The organism is Amycolatopsis sp. 2-15, assembly GCF_030285625.1.
Classification (GTDB): Bacteria; Actinomycetota; Actinomycetes; order Mycobacteriales; family Pseudonocardiaceae; genus Amycolatopsis; species Amycolatopsis carbonis.
Genome location: NZ_CP127294.1, coordinates 4,208,856 through 4,230,640, shown reverse-complemented (window position 1 = coordinate 4,230,640; position 21,785 = coordinate 4,208,856). Strand labels below are relative to the sequence as shown.

Here is a 21,785-nt window from a genome sequence, read left to right as displayed (position 1 = left end):
CCCGCTCAGGCGCGCCGGGGCAGCTCGTGGAGCTCGACGTCGGTGAGTTTCCCGGCGTGGATCTCAGCGGTGGAGTACGTGCAGAACTCCTGGCGGCGCCGGTCGGTGGGCGAGCCGGGGTTGAGCAGGCGCAGGCCGCCGGGCGTCACGGTGTCCCACGGGATGTGGCTGTGGCCGAACACCAGCACGTCGGTGTCAGGGAACTGCGCGTCGCAACGCGCTTCGCGGCCCTTCGCGTCGCCCGTTTCGTGGATCACGGCCAGGCGCACACCACCGAGCGTCACGCGGGCGACCTCCGGCAGCCACTCGCGCAGCTCGGGTCCGTCGTTGTTGCCGTAGACCGCGACGAGCCGTTTGCTGGCCACGGCGAGCTCGTCGAACGCGTCGAGATCGACCCAGTCGCCCGCGTGCACCACCACGTCGGCCCGCTCCACCTCGGCCCAGACCTCGTCGGGGAGCGCTTTGGCGCGCTTGGGCAAGTGGGTGTCCGCGACGAGCAGCAGCCGCACGGTCGTTACGCCCCCTCGTCCGGGATCGCGGCCAGCACTCGGTCGAGGAACGCGCCGATGTGCTTGCGCAGCAACTCGGCCGCCCCCTCGGCGTCGCCCTTCTTCGCGGCGGCGAGCACGGCCTTGTGCTCGGTCCACTCCTTGCGCCAGCTGGGGTTCGTGTCCCAGCCGACCACGGTGATGAGCGCGGCGCGGTCCTTGAGGTCGTCGAGCATCGAGACCATCAGCGGGTTGCCGCAGCCGGCGTAGAGCGCGCGGTGGAACCGGCGGTTGAGCAGGCTGAGCGCGGTGTGGTCCTTGTCCGCGAGCGCCGCCTGCGCCTCCTTCAGCGCTTCGGCCGCGTCGTCGAACGACGCCCCGGCCGCCACCGAACGGCGCAGCGCCTCGGGTTCGAGCACCATCCGCACGTCGTACACCGACCGCGCGAGCTCCGCGTCGACCACGCACACCGAAGCGCCGCGGTACGGGCTGAACGTGACCAGCCCGGAGTTCGACAGCACCTTCAGCGCCTCGCGCACCGGCGTCTTCGACACGCCGAGCCGCTGCGCCAGCTCGGCCTCCACCAGCGGCTGGCCCGGGAGCAGTTCGCGGGTCAGGATGCCGCGCCGGATCTCCTCCACGACCACTTCGGTCCGGGAGGCGGGCAGGCTGAACGTCGGTGGCATCGGACACTCCAGGCTCGCGCGGTCTGCCGCGGTGAACAGACCGACATTCAACCAGGCGGTCGCGGACGGTGCCCGCGAGCCGCGCGGCGGGCTGTGATCATATATCAGATGCCATACTGCTCGTAGCGACGAAAGGCGGCCCGGCCATGAAAACACCGGAGGACCTGCGCAGCCACCGCTGGTTCGGTGGCGACGAGCTGCGGAACTTCAGCCACCGGGCCCGGGCCCGTCAGCTCGGGTACGAACCCGAGGAGCACCTGGGCAAGCCGGTGATCGCCGTGCTCAACACGTGGAGCGACATCAACCCGTGCCACATGCACCTGCGCGAGCGCGCCGAGCAGGTGAAGCGCGGTGTGTGGCAGGCGGGTGGGTTCCCGCTGGAGTTCCCGGTGGCGACGCTTTCGGAGACGTACCAGAAGCCCACGCCCATGCTCTACCGCAACCTGCTGGCGATGGAGACCGAAGAGATCCTGCGTTCCTACCCCGTCGACGGCGCGGTGCTGATGGGCGGCTGCGACAAGACCACGCCCGCGTTGCTGATGGGCGCGGCGAGCGCCGGGCTGCCCGCGATCTTCGTGCCGGCCGGGCCGATGCTGCGCGGCCACTGGCGCAACGAGGTGCTGGGCAGCGGTACGGACATGTGGAAGTACTGGGACGAACGCCGCGCCGGCACGATCGGCGACGAGGAGCTGTCCGAGCTGGAACGCGGCCTGGCCCGCTCCCCCGGCCACTGCATGACCATGGGCACGGCGTCGACCATGACGTCGGCGGCAGAGGTCCTAGGGGTGACGCTGCCGGGCGCGGCGTCGATCCCGGCCGTGGACTCGGCGCACCACCGGATGGCGGCGGCCAGCGGGGCCCGGATCGTGGACATGGTGTGGGAGGACCTCACGATCACGAAGGTCCTCGACGAACGCGCCTACGCCGACGCCATCACCACCGTGCTCGCGCTCGGCGGCTCGACCAACGCCGTGATCCACCTGATCGCTATGGCCGGGCGCAGTGGACTGTCCCTGAGCCTGGCCGACTTCGACGAGATCGCGCGCCGCGTGCCCGTGCTGGCCAACATCCGCCCGGGCGGCGCGTGGCTGATGGAGGACTTCTACTACGCGGGCGGCCTGCCCGGGCTGCTGTCGCGGCTGACGGACCTGCTGCACACCGACCGGCTCACCGTCTCCGGCCGCACCCTCGCCGAGACGCTGACGACCGCGCGCGTGCACAACGACGACGTGATCCGCCCGCGCGACAAGCCGCTGGCGGCCGAAGGCGGCGTCGCCGTGCTGCACGGCAACCTGGCGCCGTCGGGCGCGGTCATCAAGCACATCGCCGCGACGCCGGAACTGCTCACGCACACCGGGCCCGCGGTCGTGTTCGACGACTACGCCGACCTCAAGAAGCGCATCAACGACCCGTCGCTCGGCATCACGGCCGGCTCCGTGCTGGTGCTGCGCGGCTCCGGCCCGCTCGGCGGCCCGGGCATGCCCGAGTACGGCATGCTGCCGATCCCCGACCACCTGCTCGCGCAGGGCGTGCGGGACATGGTGCGCATCTCCGACGCGCGCATGAGCGGCACTTCGTACGGCGCCTGTGTGCTGCATGTCGCCCCCGAATCGCACGTCGGCGGCCCGCTCGCCCTCGTCCGCGACGGCGACCTGATCACGCTCGACGTGCCCGCCCGCGCGTTGCGGCTGGAGGTGCCCGACGACGAGCTGGCGCGCCGGCGGGCCGGCTGGCTCGAGCCTGCGCCGCGCTTCGAACGCGGTTACGGTGCCCTGTACGCCGAGCACATCACCCAGGCCGACGAGGGCTGCGACTTCGACTTCCTCGCGCGCGCCGGCGTCAATCCGGAACCCGACGCCCGTTGACCGGTTTGTTCCGCAAGGGGCACTAGTCCGGCATGTCCGGCTCAGGCCGTACGCTGTGGCGCGGGACGCAGCAAACGGAGGGTCGAACAGGTGCCGTACGAACCGCGCTGGCCGGAGTCCGAGGACGAGCAGACGGTCGTGCTGCCGGCGGTCCCCACCGAGCCCGAAACGCGCCCTCGCCTGCGCAGAACCCTGTGGATCTCCGGCGGCGTGTCCGCCGCGCTGCTGGTCGTGTACCTGATCGACCTGCTCACCAGCCAGGGCAGTGTGCCGCGCGGGACCACGGTGGCGGGCGTCGACGTCGGCGGCCTCGACCGGCCGGTGGCCGAGCGGGAGCTGCGGGGTCTCATCGAGCCGCGGCTGACGCAGCCGCTGACGGTGACCGCGGGCGCGGCTCGGACCACCTTGTCCCCGACGCTCGCCGGCCTGCGCCTCGACTGGTCCGCGACGCTGGACCAGGCCGGTGACCAGCCGCTGAACCCGTTCACGCGGCTGGCGTCGTTCTTCTCGACGCACGAGATCGGCGTCGTCTCACATGCCGAGGGCGACCGGCTGGACCCGGCGCTGGAGGACCTGCGCGGGCGGGTGGATCGTGCCGCGGTGGAGGGCACGGTGCGGTTCGACGGCACCACTCCGGTCGCCGTGGCGCCGCAGCCGGGGCAGAAGCTCGATGTCGCCGCCGCGAAGGCGGCCGTGCTGAGCCAGTGGGCGACGGGGTCGGAGCTGGCTTTGCCGGTGGTGCCGGCGCCGGTGCGGACCACCGCGGCCGGGGTACAGGCGGCGTTGGAGCAGTTCGCTCGGCCCGCGGTGGCTTCGCCCGTAACCCTCGACGGCGAGGGCGCCTCGGCCGTGCTGGAGCCCCGTGACATCGCCGCGGCGTTGACTTTCGCGCCGGCCGACGGCGGCGGGCTCGCGCCGGTGGTGGACCAGAAGAAACTCGTCGCTGTCGCCGGCCCGCAGCTGAAGTCCACCGAGAAGGAGGGCAAGGAGGCGACCGTCGGGTTCAGCGGCGGGAAGCCGGCTGTCGAGCCTTCGGCGGACGGGAAGTCCGTCGATTGGGAGCCGAGCCTGAAGCCGCTGCCGGACGTGCTGAAGCGTGCCGACGGTCGTTCGCTGAAGGCCGTGTACAAGAACAGCCCGGCCAAGGTGACGACCGAGCAGGCCAACGCGCTGGGCGTGAAGGAGGTCGTCGGCGAGTTCACCACCGGCGGCTTCGCTCCCGACTCGGGCGTCAACATCCGCGTCGTCGCGCAGAAGGTGAACGGCGCCATCGTGAAACCGGGCGAGACCTTCAGCCTCAACGGTTTCACCGGCCCGCGCGGCAAACCCCAGGGTTACGTCGAGGCCGGCGTCATCGAAAACGGCGCGCCGGCCCGCGAAGTCGGCGGTGGCATCTCGCAGTTCGCGACGACCCTGTACAACGCGGCGTACTTCGCGGGAATGAAGGACGCGGGGCACAAGGAGCACAGTTACTACATCAGCCGCTATCCGGCGGCGCGCGAGGCGACGGTTTTCCAGAACCCCAGCGGGTCCAGTGTGATCGACCTGAAGTTCACGAATGATTCGTCGACGGGGATCGCCATTCAGACGATTTGGTCGCCTTCGTCGTTGACGGTGAAGCTGTGGGGGACGAAGCGGTACTCGGTGGAGTCGATTCCCGGGGAACGGACCAATCCGACGCCTCAGCCGACGAAGCCGGGTCCGGCCGAGAACTGCCACGCTTCCAATGGGGCACCCGGGTTCACGACCACGGACACCCGGGTGCTGAAGGACGCCGCCACGGGGCAGGAAGTCTCGCGCCACACGCGGACGGTGCGGTACAACCCGCAGCCGAAGATCACCTGCGGGGCCTGATGCTTGTGGTCAACATGGTCGAGAAGTTCGGTGCGGACGAGTTCCTCGAACGGGAGTGGACCCTGCCGGCGGAGGTCGCCGAGCCATTGCGCGGGCAGGTCGACATGACGCCCGAAGGCTGGATCATGAACGAGTGGCCGATGACGGCGGCAATCGCCGCCATCGTGCAACCTTGGGTCGACGAGCTCATCGATGCCGAGTCGGGCTCCTGGTTCGTCAGCTCGGCGCAGGTCGACTGATCCGGTAGCGCGTTTCGCCGTGAAGATCGTGAGCTGGCATCCTTCCGACTGAGCTCCAGGAGGATGACTTGGCGACAGTGCTGATCCCCGTCCCGGCCCGCGACTCGGACCCGTCCGAGTGGCCGTGAGCCGGGCGATGCCGGCCGGCCACGACGTGGTCTTCGCGACTCCCGAGGGCGCGCAGGCGAACTGCGACGAGCTGATGGTCACCGGCGAGGGCCTCGACCTGTGGAGCCGGGTGCCGGGCCTGTGGCGGCTCACCGCCGTCGGCCGCGTGCTGCGAGCCGACTCGGCCGCGCGTGCGGCACACCGCGTGTTGCTCGCGGATCCGGCGTGGCGCACCCCGATCCTCTGGGCCGACATCAAGCTCGACGACTTCGACGGCCTCCTGCTCCCGGGCGGGCACCGGGCCCGCGGGATGCGTTCCTATCTCGAAAGCCCGTTGCTGCAGGACGTGGTCGTCTCCGCGTTCCGGCGCGACCTCCCGGTCGGCGCCATCTGCCACGGCGTCCTGCTCGCCGCCCGCAGCATCGACCCGGACACCGGCTGCTCCGTCCTGCAAGGCCGCACGACGACGGCCCTGACCTGGCAGCTGGAACGCACCGCCTGGCAGGTCGCGCGCCGGACCCGGTTCTGGGACCCGGACTACTACCGCACCTACCGCGAGGAGCCCGGGCAGACTGCGGGGTACATGTCGGTGCAGCAGGAGGTCACCCGCGCCCTCGCGCGCCCGGAGGACTTCCGCGACACGACCGACCGGGTCCAGGCGAGTGGCCGCGCCCGCGACTCGGCGAACGACGCGCGGCCGACGTTCGGCGTCGAGGACGGCAACTACGTGTCGGCGCGCTGGCCTGGGGATGTGCACACGTTCGCGAAAACGTTCGCCACGACGCTCTGACTCGGGCGGTCGGGCGACGGTCACTTGCAGGTGGCGGCTCCTTCCACGCGGGCGTGAACGCGCCGGCGGAGCCACTCCAGCAGATTCCGATCAGCTCTGGCCGCGATGAGCGCATCGATCGACTCTTCCAGCTCGCGAGGATCGCCCTCGTCCACTTCGAGGATCACCTTGCCGAAGTCGGGACCATAGCAACTCAGGATCGCGAGATCGGCCCGCCGTCCTCCATACGCCGCCTGGGCGAGTGCCGGGAGCGAGAGGAAGCTTTTCCACAGGTGTATCGCGAAGTCTCGAAAATGATCTCGCAGCTTCGGACCAGTCACGTCGAAGCCGTCAAGACGGACGCCCCACAGCGAGCTCCCTGGGTGCGGGTACGTGCTGAGGTGGTCGGGAGGCTTCGGCCGCGTCTGGAGCAACCCCCACTCGAACTTGACCGGTTTCGAACCCGATCTCTCGTCGTGATACTCGCGCAGCACGGCCGGGAATGCCGCCACCTCCACGTGGAACTCGACCGTCGGCTCCGACAGATACGGCCGAATCTGCACGAACACCGCGTTCCCGCCGGGTGAGGTGATCCACCACCTCCGCAGGCGCAGCCGCCGGAAGCCGCCCTCCTTCATCACCGGGTCGACGTAGGTCTTTACCAGGTCATCAAGCGGGCCGGCCACATTCACCCCTGACATCGATCTGTCTGCCCACTACTTACCAGACATCACTGGATATCCCGGCTGCGGGCGCCGTGGCCCGCTCGCGACGACACAACCCCGCAAACATCGCGCGCACCTCCCCCAACCCGCGTAATCTCCCCTTCCAGACCACGGAAGGGGGCACTCGTGGCCGAAAACGGCGCGGACGCCGCAATGGGCCTGTACGGGCTCACCAAACGGTTCGGCACCACGCTCGCAGTCGACAGCGTCACCTTGGAGGTGCCGCGGGGCTCGTTCTTCGGGCTCGTCGGGCCGAACGGCGCGGGCAAGACCACGTCGCTGTCGATGGCGGTGGGGTTGTTGCGGCCGGATCAGGGGCAGGCGAACGTGTTCGGTGTCGACGTGTGGCGAGAGCCGGAGCGGGCAAAAGGTCTGATCGGGGTGCTTCCGGACGGACTGTCCATTCCGGAGCGCCTCACGGGCCGCGAGCTGTTGACCTACATGGGACTTCTCCGGGGCCTTCCGCCGAACACCGTTGCGGAGCGGGCGCAGGAGCTGCTCGGCGTGCTGGAGCTGCTGGAGGCCGAGCGCACGCTCGTGATCGACTACTCGGCGGGCATGCGCAAGAAGATCGGGCTCGCGATGGCACTGCTGCACGGGCCGCGGCTGCTCGTGCTGGACGAGCCGTTCGAGGCGGTGGACCCGGTGTCGGCGTCGACGATCCGGACGATCCTGCAGCGGTTCGTCGGCTCGGGTGGCGCGGTGGTGCTCTCGAGCCACGTGATGGCTCTGGTCGAGCAGCTGTGCAGCCACGTCGCGGTGATCACGCGCGGCCGGGTGGTCGCGGCGGGCGCCGTGGACGACGTGCGCGGCGGCGGGAGCCTGGAAGACGCGTTCGTGCACATCGTGGGCGGGCGCACCGGCGGAGCGGAAGGGTTGTCGTGGTTGGCGTCCTCGTCCGACTGAAGCTGCGCGTCCTGCGCAATTCCCTGCGTGGCAGCCGTGTCGCGGGCCTGGTGGTCGGCGGGGTAATCGGGCTGACCGCCGCCGTGCTGACGATCGTGCTGGCCCTCGTGCCGATCCGCGGCGGCGGTGACATCACCGTCGACCTGCTGACCACGATCTACGCGGGGTGGGCGGCCGGCTGGGTGCTCGCGCCCATCGCCACCGGCGGCGGGGATGACACGCTGCGCCCGGAGCACTTCGCGCTGCTGCCGATCGGCCGGCGCAAGCTTGCCGTCGGGCTGCTGGCCGCGAGCTTCGTCGGTGTGACGACGCTGGTCAGCCTGGTCGCGTTCCTCGGCCTGTTCTTCTACGGCCTGCGCCTCGGCGCGGGCGCGGCGCTGGTCGGGCTCGTGTTCACGGTGCTGCAGCTGGCGTTCGTGGTGCTGCTCTACCGCGTGGTGATGGCGGCGCTCGGCGCGCTGCTGACGTCCCGCAAGGGCAAGGAGCTGGGCATCATCCTCGTCGCACTGACCGGTCTGTCCGGCGTCGGCGTGAACCTGGCGATCAACAGCCTCGGCCCCGCGATCATCAACGGCCGCGTGCCGGGTTTCGTGAACGTGATGCACGTGCTGCCGTCCGGCTGGGGCACGGTCGCCGTGCACGCGGCGGGCACCGGCGAGTGGGGCACGGCGCTCGGGCTGCTAGTCGCGATGCTCGCACTGATCGCCGTGCTGGTCGCGGCGTGGGGCGCGCTGCTCGCACGGCAGGTGACGAGCCCGTCGTTCCGCGGCGCGTCGCGCACGAAGGTGCGGGCCGAGGGCGCGCGAGTGCGCCGCAGCCTGCTGCCCGCGACACCCGTGGGTGCCGTGGCGCGCAAGGAGCTGTTCACGTGGTGGCGCGACGCCCGCCGGCGCGTCGCGCTGCTGTCGACGCTGATCGTCGGAGCCGTGGTCACGGTCGTCCCGGCGCTCTCCGGCGGCGGGCGGCCGGCGATCGTGCCCTACCTCGGGGTCGCCGTCGTGTTCTTCGCGTGCATGCAGTCGGGCAACCTCTACGGCTTCGACGGCAGCGCGCTGTGGCACACGCTCACCGTGCCCGGCGCCGAACGCGCCGACGTCCGCGGCCGGCAGCTGGCGTGGGCGTTGATCGTGGCGCCGGTGGCGCTGGTGCTGGCCGCCGTCCTGCCGGGCGCGGTCGGCGAGGCCGGCGCGTACCCGTGGGTGTTCGGCCTGGTGCCGTCGCTGCTGGGCGCCGGCGCGGGCGTGCTGATGCTGCAGTCGGTGTTCCTCGCGTATCCGCTGCCCGACCAGCGCAAGAGCTCGAGCCCGTGGTCGTCCGGCGGCCGCCCGGGCTGTGCGCGGCTGCTGCAGATGTTCGCGACGATGCTGCTGGTCGCCGCCGGTGCGCTGCCGGTGCTGGCGCTGTGCGTCGCCGGCGCGGTGCTCGGCTCGCCGGTGCTGCAGTGGCTCGGCGTGCCGGTCGGGATCGTGGTCGGCGCCGTGCTGGCGTGGTGGTGGGGCGGGCTCGCGCAGCGTCGGCTCACCGCGCAAGGCCCCGAGCTGCTGGCGACAGTGTCGAAGGAGCGGTGAACCGCGGGCCGCGGGTCCGGGCGACCCGCGGCCCGTGGTGTCACGGCAACTCGGCCAGCGAAGCGGCGAGCACGTCGTCGGACAGCTCGTTGTCCACCATCTCGCCCGAGAGGTACGCGCCGTACGCGGGCAGGTCGAGGTGCGCGTGGCCGCACAGCGCCGTGAGAATCACCTTCTCCTCCCCGGTTTCCTTGCAGCGCAACGCTTCCTGGATACACGCGGCCAGCGCGTGCGTCGGCTCGGGCGCCGGGATGATGCCCTCCGCCCGGGCGAAGCGCACGCCCGCGGCGAAGCACTCCTGCTGCCCGACGGCGAGCGCCTCGATCAGGCCCAGCTCGTAGATGTGCGAGATGAGCGGCGACATCCCGTGGTAGCGCAGGCCGCCCGCGTGGATCGGGTCGGGGATGAAGCCGTGGCCGAGCGTGTGCATCTTCAGCAGCGGGGTGAGGCCCGCCGTGTCGCCGAAGTCGTACGCGTAGGTGCCGCGCGTGAGCGTCGGGCACGCCGCCGGCTCGACGGCGCGGATCACCGGGTTCATCCGGCCCGCCAGCTTCTCGCGCAGGAACGGGAACGCGAGCCCGCCGAAGTTGGAGCCGCCGCCGGTGCAGCCGACGAGGATGTCCGGCGTGTCGCCTGCGAGCTCGAACTGCTTGAGCGCCTCTTCGCCGATCACCGTCTGGTGCATCAGCACGTGGTTGAGCACGCTGCCGAGCGCGTACCGCGCGTTCGGGTCGGCCGCCGCCTGCTCCACGGCTTCGCTGATCGCGATGCCGAGGCTGCCCGTGGAGTCCGGGTCGTCGGCGAGGATCTTCCGCCCGGACTCGGTGAGCGCCGACGGGCTCGGGTGCACGGTCGCGCCGAAGGTCTCCATCATGAGCTTGCGGTAGGGCTTCTGGTCGTAGGAGGCGCGGACCTGCCACACCTCGCACTCGAGCCCGTACTGCGCGCACGCGAACGCCAGCGCGCTGCCCCACTGGCCGGCGCCCGTCTCGGTCGTCAGGCGCGTGACGCCCTCGGCGGCGTTGTAGAACGCCTGCGGCACCGCGGTGTTCGGCTTGTGCGAACCGACCGGGCTGACGCCCTCGTACTTGTAGTAGATGCGCGCCGGCGTGCCGAGCGCCTTCTCCAGCCGGTGCGCGCGATACAGCGGCGAAGGGCGCCACAGGCGGTAGACGTCGCGGACCTCCTCGGGGATGTCCACGTAACGCTCGGTGCTCACCTCCTGCGCGATCAGCGCCTGCGGGAACAGCGGCGCCAGGTCCTCGGGCCCCACGGGCTCGCGCGTGCCCGGGTGCAGCGGCGGGGGCGGGGGCTCCGGCAGGTCGGGCACCACGTTGTACCACTGCGTCGGGAGATCGGCTTCGTCCAGGATGTACTTGGTGCGCTCCGCCATCACGCCTCCTGAGATCTGGAAAACTCAACATAGATCTCCGGAGGCCGGTGGGCCAGCCTGATTGTCCACAGTGGACCTACTTTGGGAGGAAACTTGCCCACTCGTGTCGATCGCCTGCAGCTCGCCGACGGTCCCGTCGACCTGCCCGTGTGGCTGCCTGCCGGCGGCCGGGGTCCCGGTCTGGTGCTGATCCAGGAGATCTTCGGCCTGGACGCGTACCTGTCCGGCGTGGCCGCGGACCTCGCTGAGTTGGGCTACGTGGTAGCCGTGCCTGAGCTGTTCCACCGCTTCGCGCCGGGGTGGTCGTCTGCGCATGACGAGGCCGGGGTCGCGCGGTCGATGGAGATCTCGGGTCAGTTGGATCCGGCGCTCGCGCTGTCGGATGTGCTGGCGACCCTTGCGCATCTCCGGGCTTCGACCTCCAGTGCCGGCGTGTTGGGCTTCTGCCTGGGTGGGTCTCTCGCCTTCGCTGCCGCTGCCGCGGGTACGCCGGATACGGCGGTGTCGTTCTACGGGTCGACGGTGGCTGCGGAGATCGCTTCGCTGGATGAGGTGAGTTGCCCGATCCAGTTCCATTTCGGCGGACTACCTTTTGTTGACATACGATCGGCTGCATGAGCAGCGACGACAAGGCTAGTGCAGGTCAGAGGGGCCGTCGCCTGATCTTGGACTCCTACGGCCGGCTGTCGAAGGTTCCGGAGACAGGCGAGCTGGAGAAGATCGACGACCAGCTCGCGGACAACCGCAAGGTGATCAAACGCGTCGGCGGGACGCTGGGCCTTGAGCTGTCCGACGGCCTGTCAGCCTGGAACCGGAAGGTGAAGCGACCGGGCTGGGAGCGACTGCTCGCCCGGGTCGAGTCCGGCGAGTCGGACGGCTGCGTCGTGTGGCACACCGACCGGCTGTTTCGTCAGCCACGCGACCTGGAAGCCCTGATCGACCTCGCGGAGCACGGCTACAAGGTCTACTCAGCCCACGGCGAACGCGACCTTGCCGACCCGGATGACCGGTTCATTCTGCGCATCGAAGTTGCCCACGCAGCACGGTCGAGCGACGATACCTCGCGCCGGCTCAAGCGCCGGTTCGAGTCGATCCGCGCGCAAGGAAGGGAAACCGGTGGACCGCGCGCGTTCGGTTTCCCGGGCAAGGACATGACATGGAAGCCGGGGGAAGGCGAGACGAACGCCGACCGACCTGAAGCCCCGGCCGAACTGGTCGACCAGGAACGCCGAGCAATCCGCGATGCCGCCGAGCTACTGCTCTCGGAAGACGGCACGGGCTGGAAAGTCCTGAAGATGTGGAATGGCGCCGGTATCCGGACGGTCTACGGTCGCAACTGGATCCACTCGACGGTCATGTTCACGATGCAGCGCCCAGCCCTGGGCGGCTACCTGGTCCACGACAACAAGATCGTTGGCCGGCTGAAGGGTGAACAGATCCTCGATCAGCGCACGTACGACCGGTTGCAAGCGCTGTTCGCAGGCCGGAAGCGTGGCCGCATCGCCGGCCAGGCCTATCTCGGCTCGGGCATCCTGCGTTGCGGCGTCTGCGGCCGCAAACTCAGCGCACGAAGCATCAAGGCTAGCCCCTACCCAGACGGCAGCAAACGCGGCCACTACTTCTGCCCGCTACAACGCGGCGGCTGCGGCAAGGTCTACATCGACCGACGCAAGACCGACGCCGAACTACTGGCCTTCACCGTGGCCCCCTCTCCGACGAACGCCACGCCTCACGAGTGGCGGCGGCCAAAGCTCAAGCCAGCGAGCGATTGCTGGCAGTGGAACGCGAGATCAAGGAGATCGAGAAGCTTCAGCGCGACCTGTCCGAGCGTCTTGGTCGACGTAGGTTGACTATGGAAGCGTTTGATGTTGCGAACGAACCACTCGCGGCCGATCTAGCGCGCCTGTCGGCTGAACAAGAAGCGCTAACCACCGAGGCTCCACACCAACAGACCAAAGCTGCGTCGGCCGCGACGCTGGAAGCCGATTGGGCCGCCGGCGACCTCGCCGAGAGGCGGGCGATGCTGTCAAAGGCGATCGACGTGGACAAACTGTGCATCTTCCCCAGCCGCCACAACAACCGAGTCTTCGATCGTTCTCGAATCAGGCCGCTCGATACCGACGAGTTCGCAACGCTCACCTCGACCTGGAACACTCACCGCAGCAGGCAAGTCGATAACAGCTAGGTTGAGGGGCCGCCGACACATCACCTGGCGACCCCTCAACCTAAGATCTATCACGCCTCGCCCGTGCTGGCCCGCCTGTCCTCTATCCGCCGCAATAGGGCGGCGACATCGGCGATCTTCTCGTCGCTAAGCGTTGCCATCGCCGCGACGATCGGGTGCCAGTAGGCACGTGACTCCTCACTGATCTGTGACGTGGGGCTGGTGGTGAAGGCCCGGACGTCGAAGTACCGGCCCGGCCGGCGCAGCCCCGAGTGGTTGAAACACCCGCTGATCCAGACGCAGGAGGTCGTGATCGGCGGCTGGCGCGCCGGCCAGGGCGGCCGCGAAGGCCTCTTGGGCGGGATGCTGCTCGGCGCGCACGACCGCGACACCGGCGACCTCGTGTACATCGGCGACGTGGGCACCGGCTTCAACCACCAGGCCCTCCTCGACGCCCAGGCCAAACTCGACCCGCTGGCCCGCTCGACGAGTCCGTTCGCGAACGAGGTGCCGCGCGACCGGGCCCGCGGCGCCCACTGGGTCGAGCCGGTCCTGGTCGGGGAGGTCGTCTACCGCCAGTTCACCCCGCGCGAACACCGCCTGCGGCACACCGCGTGGCGCGGCTGGCGCCCGGACAAGACACCGCCCGAGGTGCTCGTCCCCGACACCAGCCGCGGCGCCGGCGACGGGTGAGCCCGATGCCCGAGAAGAAGCTGACCGTGCAGGTCGGGGAACGCCGGCTGGTGCTGTCCAACCTGGACAAGCCGCTATATCCGAGCGGGTACACCAAAGGCGAGGTCGTGCACTACTACACCCGCGTCGCCCCGATCCTGCTGGCACACGTCCGGCAGAGGCCGATCACGATGGTCCGTTTCCCCGACGGCACCGATGGGGAAGCGTTCTTCGAGAAGAACTGCCCGCGCGGGGCACCCGAGTGGGTCCAGACCGTGACGCTGCCCAGCTCCGGATCCCGCAGCGACCGCGGCCCCGGCACGATCACCTACCCGCTGATCGAAGACCTGCCGAGCCTGGTGTGGGCGGCCAACCTCGCCGCGCTCGAGCTGCACGTGCCCCAGTGGACAGTCGGCCCCGGCCCGAAACGCCAGTCCCCGGACCGGCTCGTGTTCGACCTCGACCCGGGCGAGGGCGCCAGCGTGGTCGAGTGCGCCCGGGTGGCCGAGCGGCTACTGGAGGTCCTCACCGCCGACGGGCTCGCCCCGCTGCCCAAGACCAGCGGCTCGAAGGGCCTCCAGATCTGCTGCGGCGTCCGAACCCGCCGGCCCGACCGAACCTCCACCTACGCCAAGGCCATCGCCGAGCAACTCGCCGCCGAGATGCCCGAGCTCGTGGTGTCAAAGATGGCGAAAGCCCTGCGGACGAACAAGGTGCTCATCGACTGGGGCCAGAACCACGTCGCGAAGACCACAATCGCCCCGTATTCGCTGCGCGGCCGCGCCACACCGACCGTGTCCACGCCGATCACGTGGAACGAAGTCCGCGCCTGCCGCACCCCGGCCGAGCTCACCTTCACTGCCGCCGACGTGCTGCATCGCGTCGACGAGCACGGCGACCTGCTCACCGAGCTCGAGACGTCGCGCGTAGCTCTCCCTGCGAACGACCGCAGGTGATCGTCGGCGACGGTTTGTGGCCCCTCCGGCCTAGGTGTATTTGGCCATCAGGTTGGTGGCAGTCGGCTGGTGGGTGGGTGGCCGCCGAGTGCGCTGTGGCGGCGTTGAGTGTTGTAGTGCTGGAGCCAGGGTGCAAGGGCTGCGGTGCGGTCAGCGTTGCTGGCGAAGGCCTGGCGGTAGGCCCATTCGTCGAGCAGAGTGCGGTTGAGACGTTCGATGCTCCTATGTTTGTCAAGCAACGCTCGGAAGGGCTGGCTCTGGGTCGACCGTCGCCGATCGCGGAAGGTTGGCGTAGATCTCGCGGGCGATGTAGCGCTTGAGGCAGCGGATGATCTCGCGTTTGCTCCGTCCTTCGGCGGTCCGCCGGTCGAGGTAGTCACGAGTGGGCTGGTGACGGCGCATGCGGACGATGGTCACGATGTAGAGGGCGCTGTTCGCGGCGCGATCGCCGCTGCGGCTGAGCCGGTGGCGGCCGGTGGTGCGGCCGCTACTGGCTGGTTGTGGAGCGACTCCGCAGAGTTTGGCAAAGGCTGCCTCGCTGCGGATGCGCTCGGCGTTGTCGCCGGCGGTGACCAGGAATTGCCCAGCCAACTCGATGCCCACCCCGTGAAGTTCGACGAGTTCCGGCGCGGTGGAGCGGACCAACGCCTCGATCTGTTTGTTGAGCGTTGTGATCTCTTCGTCCAATGCCTTCCAGCGGCGTGCCAGGTCGCGCAGCGCTGTTGTCACTCCGGCCGTGAGCAACTGCTCGGGTGCGTCGATCAGAGTGAGGACGTCATCGGTTTCTGGGTCCAGTTGCAGGCATCGGTTGATCAGGGTCCTCTTGGTCAAGGCCACCAGGTCGTCCCGTAAGGGCGAGGGCGCACCGATCATCACGCCCCAGAGGGTGTTGAACGTCTGGGTCCGGGCCTTGACCGCGCTGGTTCGGGTGATTCGGAGGGTTCGGATCACCTCGACGACGCCAGACTTGGCTTTCGGGGTCGCGGTCGATGTTTGCCCGAGAACAGCGCGGGCGATCTGCTCGGCGTCCAGGCGGTCGGACTTGCCATCCAGACGCCGGGCCAGACGGTTTGGCCGGTTGACCTCGATGACCCGGACGTTGGCGGCGGTGAGAAACCTGCTCAGGGAAGCACCGAACGACCCGGTGCTCTCGACACCGATCGAGGCGATGACGCCGTGGCCCCTGATCCATTCCAACAACTGTGCATAGCCGCGGTCGCGGGCGGGGAACTCACGGTGTCCGAGTAACCGGCCGTGCTCGTCGACCACGGCCGCGTAGTGGGTGTGTTTGTGGGTGTCGACGCCGCCGATGACACGGGTTGCGATGGTTGCCATGCTGGAACTCGCTCCTCCGGTGGGTTCACGCTCGCGGACGGGGCGAACCGACCGGACGGGCGACAGGTCTGTGACGGGGCTTCTGGTCCAAGCTCCTATCAGGTCAGACCCGTCTGGCCGGTGCGCGTACGGTGCTGCGCCCGGACCGGCCGACAAATCGAACGCAGGACACCAAGGTCGCGCCTCGGGTCATACCTTGGCCGGGGTCAAACCAGCCCGGCGCAGCACCAAGCCCCAGTCTTCACAGACTTTGCCGTTTTGCCAGGGGCAGTGGGGCTTGATGAACTTCTGCCGGATGTTGTGCTCGGCGCAGACCTCGCGCAGGGACCAGCGGTAGGCCCAGGCGTTGTCGGTCATCAGCCGTTGGATGCGGGTGATGCCGTGGCCGGCGAAGTAGGTGATCGCCCGGGTGAGGAAGGCAGCGCAGGTTGGCCCTTTCTCGTCCGGGTGGATCTCGGAGTAGGCCAGGCGGGAGTGGTCGTCGACCAGGGAGTGGACGTAGTCGTATCCGATCTTGGCGCTGCGGTCGCGGGTGGCTTCCCGCTGGGCCCGGCCGTGGGCTCGCCAGCCGCCGCCGTCGGGGATGCGGCCGATCTTCTTGACGTCCATGTGGACCAGCTCGCCCGGCTGCTCCCGCTCATAGCGGACGGCTGTGGTCTTGCTGGCCCGGATCACCTGCCCGGTGATCGGGTCGAGCGTCGCCAGTCGCGGGATCTGGTGGCGGGCCAGCACCCGCGACACCGTCCGTGTCGGGACACCCAGTGCACAGCTGAGCCAGGCCGGGCCGCGGCGTTCACGCTGCCGCAACGTGATGATCCGCTGCTCGAGCTGATCATCGGTCCGCCGCGGTGAGGTATGCGGCCGCGAGGATCGGTCACGAAGACCGGGCTCCCCCTCGGTGGCGTAGCGGTCCAGCCAGGTCTTCACGCATTTGCGAGAGATTCCCATCGCGGCGGCGATGTGTGCTTGCGGCCATCCGGCCTGGTGACGCTGGACGATCAGCAACCTGCCCAGGAACGTGGTCCGGGCATTACGGTGAGACACGAGAGCCTCCGGTTGACGTGGGTCCTAGACAAGCCACCCCTCAACCGGAGGTTCTCCCCACGTCAACCAGACCCCTTCCGCAACCAACGTCCTGGCCAAATACACCTAGGGCGTGTCTGACAAACGTCGTGTGTGGCGGCTGGGATGTTGCTGTCGGATGAGCAGTGGGTGTTGATCGAGGATCTGTTGCCGGTGCGCACCGGTAAGCGGGGTCGTCCGTTTTCGGACGCGCGGGCGATGGTGGAAGGGATCATCTACCGGTATCGGTGCGGGATCGCGTGGCGGGATGTGCCGGCGGTGTTCGGTCCGTGGCAGACGATCTGGACCTGGCACCGTCGCATGGCCGGTGACGGCACGTGGGACACCGTGTTGCAGCGGCTGCTGACCGCTGCGGATGCGGCCGGGATGGTGGATTGGGCGGTGTCGGTGGATTCCACGATCGCGCGGGCGCATCAGCACGCCACCAACATCAGGCGTGTCACAGGGGGCTGGGTCGAACTACACGGATCTGCTCGCCGAGCCGCCTGATCATGCGATCGGCCGCTCGCGCGGCGGCTGGAGCACGAAGGTCCACCACCTCGTCGACGGGAACGGCCGACCACTGGTGACGTTGGTCGGTCCCGGTCAGGCCGGCGACGCACCGATGTTTCCGCACCTGATGCGGCACCTGCGGATCCGTCGGGCTGGGCGTGGTCGGGCACGTACTCGTCCCGACCGGGTCCGGGGCGACAAGGCCTACTCCTCGCGAGCGATCCGCGGGCACTTGCGCACCCGCGGCATCACCGCCGTCATCCCCGAACCTGCCGATCAGGTCGGGCACCGCACACGCCGGGGTTCACGCGGCGGCCGCCCACCAGCGTTCGATGTCCTCGACTACCGCGGCCGCAACGTCGTCGAGCGCGGCTTCAACCTGCTCAAACAATGGCGTGGCTTGGCCACCCGCTTCGACAAGCTGGCCATCGTCTACCGCTCCGCCGTACTCCTCCACGCCGTGATCACCTGGACCAAGGCTTTGTCAGACGTGCTCTAGTACTGCAACGGCAGTTAGGCGAGTGGGTAGCCGCGTCGTTTGTAGTGGCTGAGCCGGGCTTGGTGTTGTCGTCGGCGGCGGAAGCGGGACCAGGCCCAGACGTGGTTGGCGGCGTCGGCGACACGCAAGACCAGCTTGGTAAGCAGGCGCCGGATCTCCGGTAGCGTGAATCCGATCATGCCCGGCTCGTCGGCTCCGGTTCCCCTTTTGTGACAAGGGATCGGGAGACGGCGAGCCAGGCGTGGGCGAGCATGGACAGGGTGATGTGGGCATACCACGCTCGCCAAGACCGGACCTGATACTGATCGAGTCCGGCTTCGTTTTTGGCCTGCTGGAAGCATTCCTCGATCCGCCAGCGAGTCCCGGCGATCCAGGCCAGGTCCAGCAGCGTCGAGCGGCGGGGTCCGTAGCAGACGTAGTAGGCGATCTCCGTCGGATCGGTGACCTTGCGGCGGGCGAGCAGCCAGTGCCCGCGCCCGGGCTGCCAGCCGATCCGGATCGGTACCCGCGCCCAGTCGTACTCCCGTGGCCCGTGCGCCCCGGCCCCGACCGACAACCGCCGCCACGCCCTGGCTGGCAGGTCCGCGATCAGCTCGTCGGCGCGGGTCTCGGTGCCGCCGGTGGTGACCAGGGTGTCGTTGACCTTGGTGGCCAGCACGTGTGCGGCGTCGTGGGCTTCCAGCCACAGCCGCAGGTACTTGACCTGCCCGTAGGCCTCATCGGCGGTGACCCAGGCGAACGGCACCTGCGCGGCGAAGGCCCGGGCCAACATCGCCATGGCCTGGCGCGGCTTGGTCTCGAACTCGGCCCCTTCCGGGATCCCCGCCCGCCGGCACCGATCCCGGTCCGCGATCCAGGGCTCGGGCAGATACAGCTCCCGATCGATCAGCGCATGCCCGCGAGCACCGGCATAGGCCAGGAACGTGCCGATCTGGCAGTTCTCGATCCGGCCCGCCGTTCCCGAATACTGCCGCTGCACACCGGCCGAGCGGACGCCTTTCTTCAGGAACCCGGTGTCGTCCACGATCAGCACGCCACCGGGCTCGCCGAGGTGCTCGATGACGTAGTCGCGAACGTCATCGCGGACGCCGTCGATGTCCCAGTCCGCCCAGCGCAGCAGCCGCTGCATCCCATCCGGCGACATCTCACCGGCCTGCTCGGCCAGCGTCCACCCATTCTTCCGCTCCAAACCAGCGACCAACCCGGACACATACTCCCGCGCCCGAGCCCGCGGCTCCGACCGCGCGAACCGGCCAGAGATCCGCTCATGCACCCGACCCAGCTGATCCATCACCACATCGACCACCACCACGATGATCTACCACAACGCCAGCAACTGCCGTTGCAGTACTAGTCCTACGGATGACCACCCGATGACCACTCACGATCGATGAACGACGTGGAGTGGGCTGGCAGAGCTGAGCACGCGGCAGCCACCGGCGAGGCGAACGCTGGTGCTCGCATGGTGGGGACTGAAACCCGGTGCCGGGGCGCAGGACTGCTGGGTTGATCGACGGGCGGACAAGACCAGCTAGCTCGTCACCTTTCGCGGCGCGATGGTGAACTTCACGCGGACCTGGCCGGGGCCGCCGAACCACGGGTAGATGGAGCGCGTCGCCTGTTCGCCCGACCCTGCCTCGGCCGGGCCCGGCAAGGTTCGCGGCCAGCGGCGCTCGGATGGTTCCCGCTACCACAGGTCCACACCAGCGTTAGAACATATGTTCAACAGCGGCGAGAAGCTTCGATCCGGCTCTTGGAACGTACGACGGCGTGTCCCAGCCTGCTCAAGCTGATTGCCGCTCGCGCCCTTTGGTATACAGGCAGGCTCTAGGCTGATCGCCGACGAAAGGGGACACAGTGCGGCAGAACGTGCACTTCATGACCTTCGCGACCGCCGATCTAGACGCCGCGCGTCGCTTCTATGCGGACGCCCTGGGCTGGATCCCGCTGGCCGACGTGCCGGGCGAGATCATCTTCTTCCAGGTGGCGCCCGGTGTGGTGCTGGGCCTATTCGACGCGGCGAATTTTAACCGTGATCTCGCCGACGGCACTGACCGTGCCTCGATCTCCGGCGTGATCATTTCCCACAACGTCGACAGCCCCGAAGAAGTCCGGTCTATTGTGGACACCATGGCCGCCGCCGGCGGAACCGTGCTGAAGAAGCCACAACCCGGCGAGTTCGGCGGCATCTTCCACGCCCACGTCCGCGACCCGAACGGCATCATTTGGGAGATCGCTCACAACCCCAACTGGCGCATCTCCGAAGACGGCACCGTTTCGCTGAGCTGACGACGTCCACACGACTCGCCTCAGCCCGGCGATCGGAGTGGCTCAGATTAGCGCTCCGTCGTAGAGCTAAGGTCGGCCAGCTGTGGGGCGTAGTCCAGCCCGGCCGGGGACAGCAGGCCGAAGACGATGTCGCTGTAGGAGGCACGCGCGATCGTTTCTGAGGTGCTCGCCGCAGGGCGAGGTGGGTGCTGGATGCCGGTGGCCGACGTCAGTGCGGCGCCTGCGGCAGCGGCGAAGTCGCTGGTGGGGCTTGGAAAGCTCGGATCATGAGTGCGGCGAAGCGTCGGGAGGCCGCGATTCGTGCCGCCGGTGTGCTCGCGTGGATGCCGTCGTTGGCCATGATCATGAGGATGAGGTCGTCCAAGACGACGTCGGGGCGCAGCTGGCCGGTGTCCTGGGCGCGGCGGATCAGTTTGGCTGCGGAGGTCAGCGAGGAAGTGCGGGTCGCGGCGAAGTCCATCGCGCGCGGGAAGGCGGACTTGAAGGCCGCGGTGAAGCCATGGTCGCGTGCTTGCAGCTCACAGAGCTTCTCGACCGCGAGGCAGAAGCCGTGCCAAGGGTCAGGGTCGGCGAGGCCTTCGTCCAAGCTGGATCGCCATGCGAGCATTCGATCGGTGAACACCTCGGCGACCAGGTTCTCCTTGGTCGGGAAATGGCGGTAGACGGTCGCGGGCCCGACCTCGGCGCCTCGGGCGATCTCCCGGATCGGCACGTCCAGTCCATCGGTGACGAACACCGTGAAAGCCACATCAAGGATGCGGTCGCGGTTGTCCCGGGCGTCGGAACGTCGGCTGTGAGGCAAACGAGCGGTCACCGCTCTCAATTTAGTCGGACGGACGGGAGTATCCGCTACGGTCCGCTGAGCACAGGACACCCAAGTCCGAAGAAGGTTGAGCAAAACCATGACTTTCACGAGGCGCGACGGCGACACCTGGGACCTCGCCTCCAGCGTCGGTGCGACTGCGACCGCGGCGGCGGCCGCCCGGGCGATCGCGACGCGCACGGATCCCGCGCTGATCGACGACCCGTTCGCCGAACCGCTCGTCCGCGCTGTCGGCATCGATCTGCTCACCCGGCTGGCGACCGGCGAACTGCCCCCCGACAGCTTGGTCGGACAGGAAGCGATCGACGGCGCCAAGGTGCGGACCAAGATGTTCCGGCACGGCTGCACGCACGTGGCCGTGATGGTGGACCGGAGCACGGACACCCGCGCCCGGGTGGCGTTCTTCGAGGCGTGTGGCTTCGCCTCGCTGATCCCGAGTGTGCCCGATGATCTGCTCGGCGCGGAGATCACGACCGTGTTGGAGCGCACGGCGCAGGGCGCGCGCCGCCGTGGGAGGTGAACCCGGGCTTCCCCGCGCGCGGCGAGCCGGCGTGGGTTAGGTGTCGTGGCCGAACGCGCGCGCGAGGGCGGTCATGCCCTCTGCGACCCCATCGCGGCGAAGTTGAAGGTGGTTCCGCCTCGGCAGTTTCGGCGGCGTTCACGTTCGTTCTCCATTGCGGAAAGAGAAGAATTCGAGACAACCGGCCATCAACCTGAACTCAACCGAGTTACACGTCTCGGTGAGCGGGAAAGTCTCACGGGAATGTCGCATACGAAATTGGTACGACACGGTTCTTTGGATTGCGACATCAGCCGTGGGGCCCTACACCTCCGCCAAAATCGGCGGCCACTGGTACTCGGTTCGCGATGA

General features: G+C 68.8%; 21 protein-coding genes and 3 pseudogenes. 15 read left to right on the top strand and 9 right to left on the bottom strand.

The genetic code is table 11. The features are described 5' to 3' along the window. Positions 1-5: 5 nt before the first annotated feature. Complete coding sequence (locus QRX50_RS21035) at positions 6-509, bottom strand: metallophosphoesterase family protein (RefSeq protein ID WP_285973622.1); 504 nt, start codon at positions 507-509, stop codon at positions 6-8. A 5-nt stretch (positions 510-514) separates the two neighbouring features. Next, positions 515-1,174 (bottom strand): GntR family transcriptional regulator, encoded by a 660-nt coding sequence (locus tag QRX50_RS21030; protein ID WP_285973621.1) that lies wholly within the window; start codon positions 1,172-1,174, stop codon positions 515-517. Between the two features lie 146 nt (positions 1,175-1,320). Here QRX50_RS21030 and araD point away from each other — a divergent pair, with 146 nt between their 5' ends. The 4 genes from araD (at position 1,321) to QRX50_RS21010 (ending at position 6,030) form a co-directional block, all read left to right on the top strand. Next, on the top strand, positions 1,321-3,039 hold the full coding sequence (gene araD / locus QRX50_RS21025; protein WP_285973620.1) for an L-arabinonate dehydratase: 1,719 nt from the start codon (positions 1,321-1,323) through the stop codon (positions 3,037-3,039). A gap of 90 nt (positions 3,040-3,129) precedes the next feature. Further along, positions 3,130-4,893, top strand: a complete 1,764-nt coding sequence (locus QRX50_RS21020; RefSeq protein WP_285973619.1) for a VanW family protein — start codon at positions 3,130-3,132, stop codon at positions 4,891-4,893. Continuing rightward, positions 4,893-5,132: a hypothetical protein gene (locus QRX50_RS21015; protein ID WP_285973618.1), complete on the top strand. Its 240-nt coding sequence runs from the start codon at positions 4,893-4,895 to the stop codon at positions 5,130-5,132. Before QRX50_RS21020 ends, QRX50_RS21015 begins: the two co-directional genes overlap by 1 nt. A 124-nt stretch (positions 5,133-5,256) precedes the next feature. Next, complete coding sequence (locus QRX50_RS21010) at positions 5,257-6,030, top strand: DJ-1/PfpI family protein (RefSeq protein ID WP_285973617.1); 774 nt, start codon at positions 5,257-5,259, stop codon at positions 6,028-6,030. A gap of 20 nt (positions 6,031-6,050) precedes the next feature. On the opposite strand, the gene QRX50_RS21005 is transcribed toward QRX50_RS21010, so the two are convergent. Beyond that, entirely contained in the window at positions 6,051-6,710 is a 660-nt protein-coding gene (locus tag QRX50_RS21005; RefSeq protein ID WP_285973616.1) for a hypothetical protein, read from the bottom strand. A gap of 150 nt (positions 6,711-6,860) precedes the next feature. On the opposite strand from QRX50_RS21005, the gene QRX50_RS21000 reads away from it, so the two are divergent. Together QRX50_RS21000 and QRX50_RS20995 are read left to right on the top strand one after the other, a co-directional pair. Beyond that, entirely contained in the window at positions 6,861-7,640 is a 780-nt protein-coding gene (locus QRX50_RS21000; protein ID WP_434533297.1) for an ABC transporter ATP-binding protein, read from the top strand. Beyond that, the gene (locus QRX50_RS20995; protein WP_285973615.1) at positions 7,616-9,208 is read left to right on the top strand and encodes a hypothetical protein; all 1,593 of its coding nucleotides are present in this window, start codon (positions 7,616-7,618) and stop codon (positions 9,206-9,208) included. The genes QRX50_RS21000 and QRX50_RS20995 overlap by 25 nt, the downstream gene beginning before the upstream one ends. A 40-nt stretch (positions 9,209-9,248) precedes the next feature. On the opposite strand, the gene QRX50_RS20990 is transcribed toward QRX50_RS20995, so the two are convergent. Continuing rightward, entirely contained in the window at positions 9,249-10,601 is a 1,353-nt protein-coding gene (locus QRX50_RS20990; RefSeq protein ID WP_285973614.1) for a TrpB-like pyridoxal phosphate-dependent enzyme, read from the bottom strand. 93 nt (positions 10,602-10,694) lie between these two features. Here QRX50_RS20990 and QRX50_RS20985 point away from each other — a divergent pair. From QRX50_RS20985 to ligD, 5 genes and pseudogenes are all read left to right on the top strand, one after another. After that, a pseudogene (locus tag QRX50_RS20985) lies at positions 10,695-11,186 on the top strand (dienelactone hydrolase family protein); the annotation flags it as partial. A gap of 29 nt (positions 11,187-11,215) precedes the next feature. Continuing rightward, on the top strand, positions 11,216-12,451 hold the full coding sequence (locus QRX50_RS20980; protein ID WP_285973613.1) for a recombinase family protein: 1,236 nt from the start codon (positions 11,216-11,218) through the stop codon (positions 12,449-12,451). Next, positions 12,379-12,786: a hypothetical protein gene (locus tag QRX50_RS20975; RefSeq protein WP_285974798.1), complete on the top strand. Its 408-nt coding sequence runs from the start codon at positions 12,379-12,381 to the stop codon at positions 12,784-12,786. The genes QRX50_RS20980 and QRX50_RS20975 overlap by 73 nt, the downstream gene beginning before the upstream one ends. Positions 12,787-12,978: 192 nt before the next feature. Next, positions 12,979-13,458: an ATP dependent DNA ligase gene (locus tag QRX50_RS20970; protein WP_285973612.1), complete on the top strand. Its 480-nt coding sequence runs from the start codon at positions 12,979-12,981 to the stop codon at positions 13,456-13,458. A 5-nt stretch (positions 13,459-13,463) separates the two neighbouring features. After that, the gene (gene ligD / locus QRX50_RS20965) at positions 13,464-14,393 is read left to right on the top strand and encodes a non-homologous end-joining DNA ligase (protein ID WP_285973611.1); all 930 of its coding nucleotides are present in this window, start codon (positions 13,464-13,466) and stop codon (positions 14,391-14,393) included. Between the two features lie 47 nt (positions 14,394-14,440). On the opposite strand, the pseudogene QRX50_RS20960 reads toward ligD, so the two are convergent. From QRX50_RS20960 to QRX50_RS20950, 3 genes and pseudogenes are all read right to left on the bottom strand, one after another. Next, positions 14,441-14,611, bottom strand: a pseudogene (locus tag QRX50_RS20960) (integrase core domain-containing protein); the annotation flags it as partial. A 13-nt stretch (positions 14,612-14,624) separates the two neighbouring features. Continuing rightward, positions 14,625-15,728 (bottom strand): IS110 family RNA-guided transposase, encoded by a 1,104-nt coding sequence (locus tag QRX50_RS20955; protein ID WP_285971930.1) that lies wholly within the window; start codon positions 15,726-15,728, stop codon positions 14,625-14,627. Positions 15,729-15,974: 246 nt separating this feature from the next. Further along, positions 15,975-16,772, bottom strand: a pseudogene (locus tag QRX50_RS20950) (IS481 family transposase); the annotation flags it as partial. A 168-nt stretch (positions 16,773-16,940) separates the two neighbouring features. Here QRX50_RS20950 and QRX50_RS20945 point away from each other — a divergent pair. Then, positions 16,941-17,300 carry a transposase gene (locus QRX50_RS20945; protein ID WP_285973610.1) on the top strand — a complete coding sequence of 120 codons (360 nt, stop codon included), beginning with the start codon at positions 16,941-16,943 and terminating at the stop codon, positions 17,298-17,300. Next, entirely contained in the window at positions 17,248-17,802 is a 555-nt protein-coding gene (locus QRX50_RS20940; RefSeq protein WP_285973609.1) for an IS5 family transposase, read from the top strand. Before QRX50_RS20945 ends, QRX50_RS20940 begins: the two co-directional genes overlap by 53 nt. A gap of 175 nt (positions 17,803-17,977) precedes the next feature. On the opposite strand, the gene QRX50_RS20935 is transcribed toward QRX50_RS20940, so the two are convergent. Then, entirely contained in the window at positions 17,978-19,111 is a 1,134-nt protein-coding gene (locus tag QRX50_RS20935; protein WP_285974499.1) for an IS701 family transposase, read from the bottom strand. 569 nt (positions 19,112-19,680) lie between these two features. Here QRX50_RS20935 and QRX50_RS20930 point away from each other — a divergent pair. Then, on the top strand, positions 19,681-20,091 hold the full coding sequence (locus QRX50_RS20930; protein ID WP_285973608.1) for a VOC family protein: 411 nt from the start codon (positions 19,681-19,683) through the stop codon (positions 20,089-20,091). A gap of 208 nt (positions 20,092-20,299) precedes the next feature. Here the strand turns inward: QRX50_RS20930 and QRX50_RS20925 are convergent, their stop codons facing one another. Beyond that, the gene (locus QRX50_RS20925) at positions 20,300-20,905 is read right to left on the bottom strand and encodes a TetR/AcrR family transcriptional regulator (protein ID WP_285974519.1); all 606 of its coding nucleotides are present in this window, start codon (positions 20,903-20,905) and stop codon (positions 20,300-20,302) included. A gap of 88 nt (positions 20,906-20,993) precedes the next feature. Between QRX50_RS20925 and QRX50_RS20920 the strand changes: the two genes are divergently transcribed. Next, positions 20,994-21,434, top strand: a complete 441-nt coding sequence (locus QRX50_RS20920) for a class I SAM-dependent methyltransferase (protein ID WP_285973607.1) — start codon at positions 20,994-20,996, stop codon at positions 21,432-21,434. Positions 21,435-21,785: the final 351 nt, after the last annotated feature.

Coding starts and splice junctions, on each gene's coding strand:
- QRX50_RS20990 (WP_285973614.1), bottom strand. CDS start 10,601: ATGGCGGAGCGCACCAAGTACATCCTGGACGAAGCCGATCTCCCGACG.
- QRX50_RS20955 (WP_285971930.1), bottom strand. CDS start 15,728: ATGGCAACCATCGCAACCCGTGTCATCGGCGGCGTCGACACCCACAAA.
- QRX50_RS21015 (WP_285973618.1), top strand. CDS start 4,893: ATGCTTGTGGTCAACATGGTCGAGAAGTTCGGTGCGGACGAGTTCCTC.
- QRX50_RS21030 (WP_285973621.1), bottom strand. CDS start 1,174: ATGCCACCGACGTTCAGCCTGCCCGCCTCCCGGACCGAAGTGGTCGTG.
- QRX50_RS20930 (WP_285973608.1), top strand. CDS start 19,681: ATGACCTTCGCGACCGCCGATCTAGACGCCGCGCGTCGCTTCTATGCG.
- ligD (WP_285973611.1), top strand. CDS start 13,464: ATGCCCGAGAAGAAGCTGACCGTGCAGGTCGGGGAACGCCGGCTGGTG.
- QRX50_RS21005 (WP_285973616.1), bottom strand. CDS start 6,710: ATGTCAGGGGTGAATGTGGCCGGCCCGCTTGATGACCTGGTAAAGACC.
- araD (WP_285973620.1), top strand. CDS start 1,321: ATGAAAACACCGGAGGACCTGCGCAGCCACCGCTGGTTCGGTGGCGAC.
- QRX50_RS20920 (WP_285973607.1), top strand. CDS start 20,994: ATGACTTTCACGAGGCGCGACGGCGACACCTGGGACCTCGCCTCCAGC.
- QRX50_RS20980 (WP_285973613.1), top strand. CDS start 11,216: ATGAGCAGCGACGACAAGGCTAGTGCAGGTCAGAGGGGCCGTCGCCTG.